Below are 15,838 nucleotides of genomic sequence, written 5' to 3'. Positions count from 1 at the left end.
AATTACCATCAGTAATAAATAACAACTGTCTATTGTTATACTGCAAAACTTTTTATAACTTTATGAAATTTGCATTATATTCATTATTCCTTTTTTCAATCGGAAAGCTCCATTTATTTCGATTTTTTCTCCGATTTCGCTCATTTTGATCAAGTAAATCCATATTTTCCTTAAGTTAGCTGCAGTACATACTAAATTAAATTCATTTCTGACTGATTTTAATCCTCTTGTGAGAAAATCTCTAAATCCAAGATTCTCTTTATAATTTCCAATTGCAGGTTCAACTACCTGCTTTCTTTGTCCAAATGTTTTTTTTGCTTCTTCTGTTTTCATTTTATCTGCTAATTGCCTTCTTTCTTTTAAAAAATTAGCTACTTTTAAATGTCGAATTTCATCCTTTCGTTTTGTACAATTTTTACGAAGTTCACATTTATTGCATTCAGTTCCCTTGTAAATTCTGTATCCTCTTTTCCTTTTTTCCTCATAACCCTCATATAAAAACTTCAATCTTTGATTTTCAGGGCAAATAAATTCATCATTTTCTTCATCATACTCAAAATTACCAATATTGAACCTGATATCTCCAATGTTTTCTGTTGCTGTTTTAGTTACTTCTTTTTTTTCGGGGATGTATGGATCCAATTTCTTATCATTCAAATAATGTATGTTTTCTCCACTACAATATCCACTGTCTGCACATATTTTTGTGCATTCTTTCAACAAACCACAATTTTCTTCCACAAGTTCAATCTGTGGTTTTAATTGATGCATATCACTTCTGTCTTGGCAGACGTCATTTGCAACAATAATCCCCAGTTTATGATCTACCGTTATCTGAGTATTATATGCCAGTTCAAACGTTCCTTTTTTGTTTTTCATAAACCGAGATTCCTGATCAGTCAAGCTCACTTTCTCAATGCTTTCTTTTTCAAATTCATTAAGCGCTTCCTTAACTGTTTCTTCGAGCTCTTTTTTTCGATCATCAGATTTTTCCTTATTTACCTGCTTTATATACTTTGCAGCTACAGCTTTTACTTTATATTTTTCACTTTTATTCAACTGATCGTAACCACGACAGTTTCCAAAATTTTTATCCTCAACTTTGTCTATTTCAATGCCTTTTTTTAATTCATTTTTGACGTATTCTCCAACTATTTCCAAAACATCTTTTGTAACTGTGCTGTTCTTTGACGCCGAAGCTTTCACTATGGACCCATCGGTGCTTAATTGTTCAAGACCCATTACTCCGAGATCTTTAGCCGCCTTAACTGTATTTTTAAACAATTCCGTGATCAAATTTTCATTTTCTTTCCTGAAGTCACTGATTGTTCTAAAATCAGGTTGCAGGTGTTCAGCTAAATACATGTAAACTATATTTTCTCGAACGTTGCGAGCTATCGCTCGCGATGATCGAACTCTATCAAGCATAGTTTGAATCAAAATCTTACACAATATACAAGGATGATAAGAAGGGTGTCCAGGGCCTTCACACCTGATTTCAAATTCACTAAAATCCATCATATCTACAAAAGCCTCAACCAAATAACAGATATGATCTGAAGGAATAAGATCTCGAATGTCTGGGGGTAGAGTCCATACTTCATTTTTTGAAGATTCGATAAAAACCATAAATCAAGTATTCCTACCACTAATATAAAATTATTATTATATATATCGCGACAGGAAACTCTAATTATCTGCGGTAATTATCGGACAGCCTGTTTAGGGTGGGGTGGCCGCACGCAATTTGATTTTAATTTAACTTGACTAAGCCGGTTGAGAGAGAAGTTTTACAAAATCGAAAAAGATGATTTTTTTGTACGCTTAAGTTTTCAAGTATCTTTAATAGATAAAGTGCAAAACCTAAATTGCTGATAATTCATCATTTCCAAAACCCCATAATAAAGAAAGTGTGAGAGATGAAATTAGAAGAACAAATCAGAATCAACTTAGAGAGCTTGAAGAATCTTAAGAAACACATTGATGAAAACACAATCATTATCGTGACACCACAAAAGATTTAAGAAATTATCTCTGTGAGGGTTTTATGGTAGAATCACCAATTTTTGAGATATTTGATGGATTGCCCAGACAGGGTCCAGGTAATAACAAGTGTACTGAAAAAGCCTTTAATTTGCTTTCTTCCCTTCCTGCAGGCACTAAGATCCTTGACATTGGTTGCGGTGTGGGTATGCAGACAATACATCTTGCGAAGATCTGCAACGACTGTCACATCACTGCAACCGACATTTACCAGCCTTTTCTGGATAAACTGATGGAAAATGCAGTTAAAGAAGGATTTGATGACAGGATTACCACGGTTTGTGCTTCCATGGATGACCTGCCTTTTGAAGCAGGAGAATTCGACATCATCTGGTCAGAGGGCTCTATCTTTGTTATTGGTTTTGAAAAAGGACTTAGCTACTGGAAACAGTTTCTGAAAGATGAGGGTTATATAGCACTGACAGAAAGCACATGGTTCACGGATGAACCTTCTTTGGAAGTGCTTCAATTCTGGCAGGGCTGTTATCCTGATATCAAGAGCATACCTGACACTGAAAAAGTTATCATGGCAGTAGGATATGATCTCATTGACCGCTTTAAACTGCCAGCTTCTACCTGGTACGATTTTTACTCCCATCTGGAAAAAAGAGTTGATGACATCAGTGATAACTATAAAGGAAACACCGATGCAGAAACGATACTTAGTTTTAACAGAAAAGAGATAAAGATCTTCAGAGAATACCCAGATGAATATGGTTATACGTTCTTCATTTTACAGAAGAACACAAATAAATGATCTGTTACTGATGAACAATTAAATGATCCAGAAACTCAAAAAACGCAACGCTATTGTAATAGGGTCCTCAAAAAATCATCAATTTTTTAAGGGCTAATTAACCTCATTTAGTAGCCTAAGTACATTGATAGTGCTTCCCCAATAAAAGTACAGATAGAAAAGAACTTATTTCAAATTTAAATAATTAATTACCCTTAATTTAAAATTTAAGGTTTTATTGCCCCTCCTTTTAAACACCAACCACAATATGGTGGAAAACAAGCTCAAGAGCCTTAATTTCAAAGAATTTTAACGTTTACAGTAATAAAGCCTTAATTTGCCTTAGTTCGCATTACCAAGGCTTGATAGAGATTATTTTAATAAAAAATTAATTTTTAATGTGTACTTTTATTTGGGAGACTCTATTATGTACCTATTGCCTAAAATAAATGATCTAAACTCTCAATTTACACCCTCTATTAGAAGGACCCTATATTAGGAATTTACACAACCGTTATTTTCAAAAGTTGTTTTAATGATTACTTTTTTAAGGAGTTGCCCTACTCAAAAAGTCAATTTTCTGTTTTAAGATGTTTGTCTGAAAAAATATTATTATAGGAGTCTCACCATGGAGATTCAAAATATTCCTAAATCCAATTCATTGGTCATCGGTTAAGGAAATCTCTTGCCTGAAGGCTCTCGATTTTAGAGAAAAAATAGTCTCAAATTTCGAACACCTAAACTAAAATCGATACCATGTTCCAACTTCACATCAAAGCAAATTATTGGTAACTGTTGCAAAGATAGAGGCAATTATCACGATTCTTCACTTAACCGAAGACGCATGAACCTCATTTAGATGATTTCGACCCTGGAGATTTTAGGGAAATTCGGAATTCCCAATTTAATTTATTTTTATTTACAGGTGAGAAATTACATCTGACCATCGCTTCTTTAAACTGCTTATTTGTGATAAAGAAACCATCTGGTGCTTGTTCAAAAAGAATTTTAAGTGCATAACTAGTGTAATTTTTATTTGGTGTTTTTTGTGGGACTATATTTAACATTATCCAATTATTCAGGGTTTTATTTTCAATGTCGGTTAATTCGTATTCACTCATTTTACTCACTCCTATCTTTCATAATTTGTCAATAAATTACCACTGAGCTATGCCTTGATTTCCTTTACTTGTGACCCATACATTTGTTAAAAGACTTAAACTAATTCCTACAATGATAACCCTATAAAAACAATAAGATCTCCATCTGAAACATCTATTTGAGACACACTTACACCAAATGTGCTTTTAGTTTTTCTTCATGAAATAGGTTTAGGTTTCCTGTCGGCATGTACACTTTTGTATATTTAATTTAATTTCCTTTATTATGGGGTTCCGGTCGTTGAGTTTACACAGAGATCACATATAAAGCCAACCTGGAGCACCATAGGTACGAGCCAATTATAGCCTGATGGTGACAGGAACAGGGGGAGAGTGGGGTGATTTACCCCTCAAATATTGTCTCATTCCACAGGTATCAATGAAAGTATCAATGCAATATATTCCTCATCCTTCCCACTTATTTACTCTATCCAGAACATGAGCATTGAGAGTAAACGGCTTATCCGACCTGGCGTTCTGCTTCATATAATGCAAAGTACCAATGCAAAGTACCTTTAGAAAACCCTGTTTTCTTCCAGTCAGAATAAGAAATATCAAGAATCTTTTGCCTAATTTCATGGGAATCGACCCTCTGACCCCCCAAATTCAGGGTTAATAAAATCAAGTAAATCAAGTTCTTTGGTTTTCCCTGTCAGGTAATTGGCTAACCCCCTGACCGTTAAGAGCAGGGTAGGCCCCCAGGTGATCTGTTTATCTCCAGAACCCATACTATGATTCATCCTGCTAGAAAACTCGTGACCGGATCACAGGAAATAAGTATATAGTAATGGAACAGTAATCAAAAAAGAAGACTACGGGACATAAAGTAAATTTTATTAAATAGTAGATGCATCTCCCTATTTACAGCATGGAGGTGGCTAAAAATAATCCCTGCAAATAAAAAAATCATCAATATTTCAGTCTTACTAACATTAGTTGTTATCATAGGCTTACTCTCGTTCACATATTCTCAGATTACCGCTGGTTATTGTACGGACACCATACCTCCAGGCAATATCATTGCTATCTATCAGGCAGACTACACATATGGGGACCTTAATGCAGTTTATGCAAGAGGTGCCGGATTGGATCTCGATTCCGAGAACTATGACCGGATGATAACCTACGAAGACATACCTGATATTGTTTCAATGGATGGGGTTGAAAATGTAATTCTTTACGATAACAGTTATTTTGATACCCTTTATAAGACTGCAAACGAAGATAGATTACCGGGTAAATTGAATCTCATTGCAGTGCCTGAATCTATAGCACAGGACTATCTTCATCAGACTGATATCCCCTACGGTACAGAATATCTGGAAGAAGGCAGACTTCCTCTGGACAACGCCCATGAAATTACAATTTCAAAGAAATTGCTGGAAAAGCACTTTGCATATACCAATGAAACGCTGACCCGGGCAATCGGCAGCAGGGTTAACTATGACAATGAAACCTATACCATCGTAGGTATCATAAACAGCTATGATAGCAGGGTTAACTATGAAAATGAAACCTATACCACCGTAGACATAAATGATATTTATTACAATGATATTTGTTACATCTCCTTTGACGCAAAAAGAAACTATGGACTCTATCAGTATGATGCGGACACTTTTGATGAATTTGTAACCAGAAATATCGACAATAAGAAAACGAATGATTATTCTTATCCGGAATATGCAAATGAAATCTTTATCTTTACAGCGAATGGCTCAGAAAAACCGATATTGGATAAGCTTTTTCAAGAATATCCTGCCGAAAATTACATTTCCAGCGAATATGTTTCGGTATGGAAAAAGACATTTAACGAAAGTGTTCTGCGAGAAATAATCATCATCAATAGAAAAATAATCATCATCAATGGTATTGTTGTTGTTTTGCTAGTCGTTATCCTGCTGCTCTTAAACAAAAAGCCCGTTTCAAAAGTATAGATATAACTTTGTACAAAATCTGTATAATAGGTTCAGAAGTGGTACAATGTAACATCCTGAAGAGGAGTATAAATCACATAGAGAAAGAACAGAGGAGAAAATAGATGAAAAAAAACAATGACAAACCAGATACTCTAACAGCCGGATTATACATAACAGGCTTCATAATATGCGGATATTTTATTATAAAAACCATTTTGACATTATAAGCTGCTTTCCTCAGATGCACACATTTGAGGCATTTGACATTCTTCTGTGCCTGAGTACGGAATTCAGAGTAGATTCAGGAAAGCAAGTATCTGAGAGCCCAACATTTTTTAGGTTGAGGATCTATTGTATCAGCAGAGTTCTTCTTTTACGATTTCATCTTCTGCCCTTACGATTTCATCTTCTGCCCTTACGATTTCATCTTCTGCTCTTACGATTTCATCACAGTTCTTCTCTTACGATAATTATTTTCAACAAATAAAAAGCCAAAACGAACCCTATTACCACTCCCAGGATTTCAATAGAGTGACTTTGCAAGAATTCAAGATGAAAGGATTTTTCCAACATTTCCATTAAATGTTCAAGTCCAATGTAATCCATGGAATTTCTGGGAAAACTCCATCCAAAGAGGGGCCAGAAGAAAGTTGGAGGATTTAACACCATCTGATCTTCAAAAAGGTGAAAAAAAGTGCCCGAAGTAAGAGAAAGGCCCCTGATATCTCTTCTTTTTTCGTACATATATAAACCTATCAGAAAGAGAAGAAGAGAGAACAAAAGGGTATGGCATATAATGCGTCCGCTTGCAAAAGTTGAAGCAAAGATTACTTCACCTATCGGCTTGTCTATTAAATCGGGCAGAATAGCTCCGATTGCCAGATATCGTGGATCTATGATAGTCCTTAATCGGGGTATAAAAATCCCCAGCCCAAAAAATATCCCGAGCGTAATGCCCAGGTGTCCAAAGAGAAGCATCGGAAACCTGACTGTCCTTTTCTATTTAAACAATGATTGTTTGTATATAAACCTTTATTTGAAAGAAGTCCAATATAGGACCTTCAAAAATAAAGAAAATTTGAACTCAAATTATACAAGTCTGCAAAAATTATACAAGTCTGCAAATTATAAAAATCTGGCAGTTTTTAAAAAGGAATTCCCCATAGAGGGTACCATTTTTCCACATTTTTTTCTACAGGCATTTCCCTTTCCATTGAGGTTCTGAGCCTGAATTCAAAGGGACTGTCCCTCTGCCTGCTGGAAAGCGGAATAAAAGGATAGTAAGTTCCCTGTTTAAAATTGTAGATCCAGTAAACTGCTTTTCCACCGCCAGTCTTTCGCCCGGCTTTTCCTTCGTGTCCGGTTGTCCCGGCTTCAGGCTCGCTGTCAAACCTATAAATGGCACAGAGGATCTGTTCGCCAAAGCCGCGGTCTTCAAGGGTCTGGCTTACAAGGTGGATACTTGCAACAAGGTCTTCGAAATCAGGGTCCTTGAAAATAGCCCAGAGGAAGTTGAACTCATCTTTTTCCAGCCTGAACTCCGTTTCAGTCTCCTTTGAGCTGTACTCCAGAAGCTCTTCGATCTCCTGGCGGGCGGATTCATAAGCTGTAGCTCCTATCGGTTTAAAACAAATCCCCGCTGACCCTGAAGGTTTAAGGGCCATATTGCTCTCCAGAGTAATGCTGGCTGTAGAGATTGCAAAGAGCTTGTCACTTTTTGCTTTCGGAAGCCTGCTCCTCCCCATGACTGCATCCATAAAATCCCGCAAACCCATTTTAACCTATCTCCTCTTGAAAAACTCTTCTTCAGCTCTGCCTTATTTAACTCATTTCCTTCTGCATCTTTTCAAGCTGGGCTAACCTTTTTTCCACAGACGGATGAGTGGAAAAGATATCCATAAACGAAGAACCTGAAATTGCGGGGATAATGAAGAAGGCATTCATTCCCTCTACTTTTCGGAGGTCCTCGCTCGGCACTCTTTCCATTAGCCCACTTATCTTCATAAGGGCAGAGGCAAGATTTGCAGGCTGGCCGGTAATGATTGCCGACCCCCTGTCTGCAGAAAATTCTCTGTAGCGGGAAAGGGCGCGGATCAGCAGGAAGCTGACGACCCATACTGCAATTGAAACTAACCAGACAAGTATAATACCTCCACCTTCCCGCCGCCTATCTCCTCCCATATTTCCGAAGTAGAGGCTGTAGCGGACAATGTAAAAAGCCACTGTTGATATGAAACTGGCAATCGTCAGGACAGCCATGTCCCTGTTCTTAACGTGGCTCAGTTCATGGGCAAGCACGGCCTCAAGTTCTGCTGGAGAGAGTTTGTCCATAATCCCTGTCGTGACTGCAACAACAGCTTTACTCGGGCTCCTGCCTGTGGCAAAAGCATTTGGAACCCGGGTCTGGACAATTGCTACCTGTGGTTTCGGGAGGTCGGCTATTGCACACAGCCTGGTGACCATGTCATGCAGCTTCGGCTCTTCGCTTTCAGAGACAATGTGTGCTCCTGTTGTCCAGAGCACCATTTTGTCCGAGTAGAAGTACTGGATGCCCATGAAAAGCCCGATAAATAAAACCATGAAAATCTGAGACGTTCCATAGTAAGAAAGAAATGCCAGGAAAAAGAGATAAACTGCTGCCAGAAGAAACATCGTGAAAAGCATTCGTCCCTGAAGTCCTAAGTCCCGTTCCCATTTTCTTTTCATATGTTATTTCGCCTATCCTGATATTAAGATGATAGATTATATTAAGATGATAAATTATTATAGTCTTTAAATTACTATAATCTTTAGATTATTATAGTATTATTCCACAATTAAATGACAATTAAGTGAAATCAGGTTAAATGAGAATTAAGTCCAGACTAAATAACAATTAAGTTGATTTGCTACTTAAGTACACGTCAAATGAACTTTGAACTTATAGGTGAATTACTGGAGATAAAATACACCTTTAAATGAAGATAAATACGGATAAATCAAAAAAATCAAAAAAATCGGATAACGGCGATCTGAAGAGATTATAGCCGAGATTCATTTGAAACGAAAGGTAACCTCTTTCTTTCTCCATAAAACATTTCCTCAAGGATTTAAATTCTTTCCTCCACTATAGAAAAGAACAAGGTAACGGATGGCATTGAATATTCTCATTGACTAAAGCCTATTTTGTTATTTCATTTATTAACTCTCTTTCGTAAAGATCCAAATAATTTAAATACAATCAATCCATTCTGGTTAGAAATCAAACCATATAAAATCAAACAAATAATTAAGTAAAACACTCACACAAAACATTTTGTGCTGACTTTCACATCTTATTTGTAGAAATTTCCAGATAGAATATTCCTGCTTTCCGTAGAAGGCTACAAAAATGCCATCTATTTTCTCAATCAGACAGTATTTTAAAAACGCACCTTCTTCCTGAGATATTTCACGGAATTCCTCCTGAACCTGCGCAGTTCAGGATTTTTTTGAAAGAAAACTCATTAACTCAATCTTTCCATAAAAAACATATCAGGTCCTGTCATGCAAAACATACTCTCAGTCAAATCTCTTACAAAGAAATTCGATGATTTTACGGCTGTAAAAGACATCAGTTTTGATGTTGAAACAGGTTCGGTCTTTGCTTTTCTGGGTCCAAACGGTGCAGGCAAGTCAACGACCATCAAAATGCTCACAACAGTCCTGAAGCCCACGTCAGGGGAAATAAGCATCAATGGGTTCAATGTGCTTAAAGAACAGGACAAGGCCCGGGCATCTTTCGGGATAGTCTTTCAGGACCACAGCCTTGACGAAGAGCTTACTGCTTACGAAAACATGGTCTACCACGCAGTCGTCTACAAAGTGCCTAAAAAAGAAAGAGCAGAACGAATCCAGAAAGCCCTGGAGATTGTCGGGCTCTGGGACAGGCGGGAAGATTACGTTAAAAAGTTTTCAGGTGGGATGAAGCGCAGGCTTGAGATTGCCCGAGCGCTTGTCCATTACCCGAAAATTCTTTTCCTTGATGAACCCACCGTGGGGCTTGACCCCCAGACCCGAAACTCCATCTGGACCCATATCAAAAACCTGAACGAAGAAAGAAAAATGACGATTTTCTTGACCACACACTATATGGAAGAAGCCGAGGCGATTGCGGACCAGATCGCAATCATTGACCACGGAAAAATAATAGAATCCGGCACAGTTGAAGAAATTAGGAAACGGACAGAAACCGAATCCTTAGAAGAAGCTTTTCTGAAGCTGACAGGCAGGGATATCCGTGATGAGAATAATGAAACTGCAAATAAAATGAGAATGATGAGAGGCATGGGAAGGAGGAACAGGCATTGATCGAGGTAATCTACATCCTCTGGCTCAGACAGCTCAAACATTACTGGCGCTCGAAAGCCAGGCTGCTGGGGTCTCTCGGACAGCCGCTCCTCTTCATGATCACTTTCGGGTTCGGGTTCGGCCCCATGTATACCAGAGCCAGCGGAGGGGCAAACTACATGGATTTCCTTGCCCCGGGAATAGTTTCCATGGCAATTCTCTTTACGGCTATCTTTTCAGGCCTGGAGGTCATCTGGGACAGGCAGTTCGGTTTTCTTAAAGAGACCCTTGTAGCGCCGATTTCAAGGACCGAAATCATGGTCGGGAAAACCCTTGGAGGCGCAACCATAGCCATGATCCAGGGCTTGATCGTGCTGAGCCTGACCTATGTGCTGGGGTTCAGGATTCCCAGCCTCGCCAGCCTTGGGCTGGGGTTAATTTTCATGTCCCTGATAGCCATCTTCTTTACAGGCCTCGGCCTTGCCATAGCCTCAAAAATGAAAGATATGCATGGTTTCCAGTTGATCATGAACTTCCTGATCATGCCCATCTTCTTCCTTTCCGGCGCCCTCTTCCCTCTGGAAAACCTGCCCCCTGCAATTTACTTTATAAGCAGGATCGACCCCCTGACCTACGGTGTTGACGGTCTGAGGGGTGCCATTGCCGGGATGAGCACTTTTGGCATATATAACGACCTGGCAGTGATAGGTGCATTGTCCATACTTGTCTGTGCGATCGGAGCATTGCTGTTTTCGAAGCTTGAGGCGTGACGGGAATGTCAGATGTTGTTGAGTTTTTAGCCCTGGGAGCGTTTCTCGGCCTTGCTGCAGGGACGTCTCCGGGTCCTCTCCTGGCTATAACTATTTCTGAAACTCTGCAACACGGCAAGTGGGAAGGAATAAAGGTTGCAATATCCCCTTTGATTACAGACCTGCCAATAATTTTATCCGTACTGTTTGTTCTCTCACATTTGACAGGTTATAATTCAATTATCGGAATCATTGCTCTTCTTGGGGCATCATATCTGATTCATTCAGGAATCGAATCGCTGAAAATCAAAAAGGACAGCGTTGAATTAAATTTAGAAAAGAAAGATGCCCTTAAAAAAGGAGTTATTGTCAACTTCGGGAACCCGCACCCATATATATTCTGGATCTCCATAGGCGGGCCATTAATTTTGAAGAGTTTAAACACCCATATCTGGGCTACAATCTTATTCATAGCTGGTTTCTACAGCCTGCTTGTAGGCTCAAAAGTGATCGTTGCCTTAATTGTAGAGAAATCAAAATCTTTTATTAACAGTAAATATTACTTTTCTATCATCCGTGTTCTGGGAATTGCACAGATTGTTTTTGGATTAACTTTCATCAAAGTGGGCCTGGATTCATTGAATGTAATTTGAGGTCGGCACCTTTACACCCCGAGTTCCGCTTCCCGAGTTTCGCTTCGGCACCCGAGTTTCGCTTCGGGAGCACGAGGTCCTTTTCGCTGCGCTCAAGAGGACTAAGCTACAAAATTACAGGCTGTATTTCTCTAATTGCGCCTCGGGATCACAGTAAATTGAAGATTTACGCAGTCCTTTTCGGCAGAGTTGCGGCTCTGCAGTACGCTGCCCTTTTCGCTGCGCTCAAGAGGGCTAATCTATGGGTTTTAGCAGTGAGCTTCGCTCCTCAAGCGGACTAATTATGGGTAAATAACTTTTTTCGCTTCACTCAAGAAAACTAAATTACGGTTTCTCTTACCTGTGCAACGTCATTCGCCACAGAGTGTCGTTTTTGTCACGCTCGACGCAGGAGAGCGGCCTTCCCAAAAAATACAAAAGAGAAGAAGAACAAGAGAAAGAGCCACAAAGCAACCACAAACTAAGAACAACAGAAAAAACCGGTAAGGATGCAAATATAGAAATCTCAAAAACAATCCTCCCTTGAAATCAACACCTTATTCAACACCTTCATGCAGAAAGCCTTCACAAGGGAACTGGGCTCATAAAAATGAAGTTTTGAGAAAACTGAATCTCACAGGTGATAAATTTTGATAGAACTGAATGCAGAAAATGTCTACAATTACCTTATTACCATCGCAAACAGCTCGAAAAATACAATAAGATACAAAGAAATGGAAGAAATATGTGGGCTTGAGCATAACCCAAAAAATTTGCAGCAACTTACAGATGTATTAAACCTTATAGTTGTATACAACAAACTGAAAGGCGAACCTTTTCTGGCTGCACTTGTTATAAATAAACACGGAATGCCCGGTGATGGATTTATTAGAACACTGAATTTTGTTAATGTTGATGTGGGCGACAAAATTGCTTTTTTCGTAAAAGAGATCCAGAGGATCAGAAATCATAAATGGGAAAAATGGAACTGGAATATAACTAACTGACTTTTCAATCCATGTTTACTTAAAACGAAATCCTCACATGAGACTCCCACCCGATAAAAGTAAAAAATAAACGCCCTCATACAGAAAGTCTTCACAGGGGAACTGGTCTCATAAAAATACGATTTCACAGAAAGATTGAGAGCTTCAAGGTTTAAAAACTCGTTATTCAGACTTCAAGGCTCTTTTTCAAGGCTCTTTTTTAAGGCTCTTTTTTAAGGCTCTTTTTTAAGGCTCTTTTTTAAGGCTCTTTTTCGAAAGGCCGGTCGCCTGCGACCGGTGAAAGTGTGGGATAATTCAAGAGCTGGTCCCAAACCCCCTTCATTATTTTATAACTAAGCAATCAATTTCAGCCTACTCGGAAAAATGAAGGTTTTATACATTGTTAACAGGACTACATGGTTTTTGAGGATATAAGCTGTCAAATTGGTTCCAGTTACTTTTTGATCACTTTCTCTTCTTTTCACACCTTTTTAGCGATGATAAATACGACCAGTTCCGGGAACGTTCACGAAGCGGGCCCGGACAACCAAAAAATAAAAAATGATATTTGGAATTTCATTTTTTATTCGTCAGTGCCCTCTTCATCAGTGTCCTCTTCATCAGTGTCCCCTTCATCAGTGTCCTCTTCGTCGGCATCCTCTTCAGCCAGTTTCCTGTATATTTCTTTTGATTTTGCGGTGTAATCCTCTGCTTCCTCATTCCTGCCCAGTTTCGAGAGCAATTTTGCATACTTTTCAAATGTTTCTGCCTGGTTTATCTTATATAGGGGGTTATCCGACTCTTCCTCAAAGAGAGCTGCATTTATAACCAGGGCTTTTCCAAAAGCCTGTTTTGATTTTTCATATTCCCCGATAAGAGAATACACTTTCCCGGCATCGGCATAATTGATTCCTGCTTTTTCCCGGGCATCAGGATTTTCGGGGTCTGATTCGAGAAGTTTTTCCACAATAGGAAGCAGAGAATCAAAGATTTTAGCCGCTTCCTCAAAATTTTCCAGGGCTTGTTGCAGATTTCCACTCTGGTAGAGGGCTTCGCAGATGAAATGATAGTTTTCCGGGTCTTCCGGATCTTTTTCATACAGGCTTTCAAAGAATTCGAGGGCAAGGTCCAGAGAATCTTCTGCAGCATCATATTTTTTGGAACTGATAAAGTCTACCCCACGGAACTGGACATCAACAGCCAATATTTTTCGTACGGGAAGCTGGAGGTTTTCATCGTGCAATACTCTGGAGTAAAGTTCCGTGGCTTTTGAATATTGTTCTCTCTCCAGTTCCGTTTCTCCTACCTCCCCATAAAAGGACCCCAGCTGATACAGGAAATTTGTAAGGGCCTTTATATCCAGCCAGGTCCCGGGCTTATCCCTGACTACCTGCTCCTTGATTTTAACAATGCGCCGGTAAAATGGGATTGCATCTCCGTACCTTTCCTGGACTGCAAATGAATCTCCAAGGTTGCCCAGTGTCCCGACGAGGGCTTCTCGACAGGTTTCATCATCAGGATACAGTCCAGATGCTTTTTCATTTAGGTTGAGGGCTTTTTCGTAGTACTCCCGCGCAGTTTCGAGTTCTGCATCTTCAGGCACCATATCTTCAGGTACTATATCTTCAGGCCCCACTTTCGCATACAGGTCCCCAAGAGTATTGAGAACGTCTGCAATACCCATCTCAAACTCGGTTTCCCCCGGGTCTCCGGAAAGCAGCATTTCGTATCCTTCAATTGCCTTCTCATAGTATTGTTTTGCCGTTTCCAGGTCCTCTGCCCCGGCATAGAGACTCCCGACCTGCATTAAGGTGTCGATAATATCCAGTTTGAGGTCCTCGTCCTCCGGGTCTTTTTCGAAGAGGGGCTCATAGATTTCAATTTTATGCATATAGCATTTTTTTGCGTTCTCCACACGATTTATTTTTGCAAAAAGCTTCCCAAGATTTTCAAAAGTTTTTGCAAGTTCAAATTGATAATCCAGGTTATCCGGGAATTTCCCATTCATATTTTCAAAGTTTTTGAGCACCTTTTCATAGTAATAATTTGCTTTTTCGGGATCTTCTGCCTCGGAATAATGGAGTCCAAGTTCTTCGTAAATTTTACCCCTGTTTACAAGAAATGCAGTGTCTTCAGGATTTTTACGTAAGTTGTCTTCTACTATTGAAATGGCCTGCTGGTAAGTTTCATCCATTTTTTCAAGGTACCCCTGTCTTGAATAGAGTTCTCCAAAATACCCATAGGAGAAAATAAGATAATGAAGTGCAAGCTCGTTATCAGGATCTTTTTCAAGAAGGTTTCTGTAAATTCCCTGTAGCTGTTCGTAGATCTTTTTCGCTTCTTCAAAAAGCTCATCTTCCAGAAACTCTTCTCCAAGCTTCTTCACAAATGAATCCAACCGCTCTAAAATTTCCGGATTTTCAGGCTGGATATTTAATAGTTTCTTGAAAGTTTTCAGGGTACTGTTGACAAGCGGAATTCGCTTTTCAGATTGACCGACAATTAAAAAATAGCCCCTGAAACTCACCAGTGTTTTTAAATAATTCAACAAATACTCAGGATTTTCAGGCTGCTCCGCAATCAGCTTTTCATATACATCAAATATCCCATCAAAATATTTATTCGTGCGTTCATAAGACTCCTCTGCTTCCGAAACACTATCTATTTCTTTAAGAGTATTTCCAATGAGACCAATGGAATTATAAAGAGATTTCTGAGAGGAAGCATCCCGGGACTCATTTAAAAAAAGGCGTGACGAAATCTCCAGAGCTTTTTCATACAGCGCCAGCGCTTCATACGGCTTATCCGTGGCATCCATAACCTCTCCTTTATGCAGCAGGACACAGCACAAAAGATCCGGACTTTTTGCCTTTTCAGCCAGCTTTTCAGCCATATTAAGCTTCTCAAGGGTCTTTTCATACTTCCCCTTTTCAAAAAAAGAGGTGGCGTTCATCAATTCCCGAACTGTTAAATCTATAAGCCGCCTGGACATGAAGGGATCTTGGAACTCAGAGTATTAGAATTAAGCGTCTCTTCCAGAAGTTCCCGGCAAAAACAGTAAACTTCCTGACCTCTCAGGTAAAAGGAACTCGGCATAAATGAACATCTTATCCTTTCATCATTTCCCATCTACAAGAAGCCATTTCCGGACAGGCACGAAAATTCAGAGCGTTTTTTAAGATGCCAATGGCAGGTGAGAGCACGGGATTTTAAAGCTGGAAATAATCGGCAGCATCGGGACTAAAACAGGCATGAAATAGGGATATGGAAGAATTGGGATATGGAAGAATTGGGATATGAAGAAT

Annotated in this window: 12 protein-coding genes; 6 read left to right on the top strand and 6 right to left on the bottom strand. The window is 39.2% G+C overall.

Features of this window, described 5'->3' with window-relative positions:
- Positions 1-60: 60 nt before the first annotated feature.
- Positions 61-1,629, bottom strand: a complete 1,569-nt coding sequence (locus EO93_RS16790) for an IS1182 family transposase (RefSeq protein ID WP_082107584.1) — start codon at positions 1,627-1,629, stop codon at positions 61-63.
- 418 nt (positions 1,630-2,047) lie between these two features.
- Here EO93_RS16790 and EO93_RS06475 point away from each other — a divergent pair, with 418 nt between their 5' ends.
- Complete coding sequence (locus EO93_RS06475; RefSeq protein WP_048161536.1) at positions 2,048-2,800, top strand: class I SAM-dependent methyltransferase; 753 nt, start codon at positions 2,048-2,050, stop codon at positions 2,798-2,800.
- 830 nt (positions 2,801-3,630) lie between these two features.
- Here EO93_RS06475 and EO93_RS06470 read toward each other — a convergent pair.
- Positions 3,631-3,900 (bottom strand): hypothetical protein, encoded by a 270-nt coding sequence (locus tag EO93_RS06470; protein ID WP_048161535.1) that lies wholly within the window; start codon positions 3,898-3,900, stop codon positions 3,631-3,633.
- Between the two features lie 869 nt (positions 3,901-4,769).
- Here EO93_RS06470 and EO93_RS06465 point away from each other — a divergent pair.
- On the top strand, positions 4,770-5,876 hold the full coding sequence (locus EO93_RS06465; protein ID WP_342764194.1) for an ABC transporter permease: 1,107 nt from the start codon (positions 4,770-4,772) through the stop codon (positions 5,874-5,876).
- A 429-nt stretch (positions 5,877-6,305) separates the two neighbouring features.
- On the opposite strand, the gene EO93_RS06460 is transcribed toward EO93_RS06465, so the two are convergent.
- The 3 genes from EO93_RS06460 to htpX all read right to left on the bottom strand — a co-directional run bounded on the left by EO93_RS06460 (position 6,306) and on the right by htpX (position 8,564).
- Complete coding sequence (locus tag EO93_RS06460; RefSeq protein ID WP_048161533.1) at positions 6,306-6,836, bottom strand: metal-dependent hydrolase; 531 nt, start codon at positions 6,834-6,836, stop codon at positions 6,306-6,308.
- Positions 6,837-7,003: 167 nt separating this feature from the next.
- On the bottom strand, positions 7,004-7,633 hold the full coding sequence (locus tag EO93_RS06455) for a hypothetical protein (protein WP_048161531.1): 630 nt from the start codon (positions 7,631-7,633) through the stop codon (positions 7,004-7,006).
- A gap of 46 nt (positions 7,634-7,679) precedes the next feature.
- The gene (htpX, locus tag EO93_RS06450) at positions 7,680-8,564 is read right to left on the bottom strand and encodes a zinc metalloprotease HtpX (protein ID WP_048161528.1); all 885 of its coding nucleotides are present in this window, start codon (positions 8,562-8,564) and stop codon (positions 7,680-7,682) included.
- Between the two features lie 819 nt (positions 8,565-9,383).
- Here htpX and EO93_RS06445 point away from each other — a divergent pair.
- From EO93_RS06445 to EO93_RS06430, 4 genes are all read left to right on the top strand, one after another.
- Positions 9,384-10,187, top strand: coding sequence for an ABC transporter ATP-binding protein (locus EO93_RS06445; RefSeq protein ID WP_048161527.1), 804 nt, complete (start codon positions 9,384-9,386; stop codon positions 10,185-10,187).
- Positions 10,184-10,936: an ABC transporter permease gene (locus EO93_RS06440; RefSeq protein WP_048140129.1), complete on the top strand. Its 753-nt coding sequence runs from the start codon at positions 10,184-10,186 to the stop codon at positions 10,934-10,936. The genes EO93_RS06445 and EO93_RS06440 overlap by 4 nt, the downstream gene beginning before the upstream one ends.
- 5 nt (positions 10,937-10,941) lie before the next feature.
- Positions 10,942-11,568: a LysE family transporter gene (locus EO93_RS06435; protein WP_048161526.1), complete on the top strand. Its 627-nt coding sequence runs from the start codon at positions 10,942-10,944 to the stop codon at positions 11,566-11,568.
- A 629-nt stretch (positions 11,569-12,197) separates the two neighbouring features.
- Entirely contained in the window at positions 12,198-12,554 is a 357-nt protein-coding gene (locus EO93_RS06430) for a hypothetical protein (RefSeq protein ID WP_048140134.1), read from the top strand.
- Positions 12,555-13,116: 562 nt separating this feature from the next.
- On the opposite strand, the gene EO93_RS06425 is transcribed toward EO93_RS06430, so the two are convergent.
- Positions 13,117-15,525: a tetratricopeptide repeat protein gene (locus EO93_RS06425; protein ID WP_235284134.1), complete on the bottom strand. Its 2,409-nt coding sequence runs from the start codon at positions 15,523-15,525 to the stop codon at positions 13,117-13,119.
- Positions 15,526-15,838 lie beyond the last annotated feature (313 nt).

The organism is Methanosarcina sp. 1.H.A.2.2 (genome assembly GCF_000979975.1).
Taxonomy (GTDB): Archaea; Halobacteriota; Methanosarcinia; order Methanosarcinales; family Methanosarcinaceae; genus Methanosarcina.
This window is presented reverse-complemented; position numbering and strand designations above follow the sequence as displayed.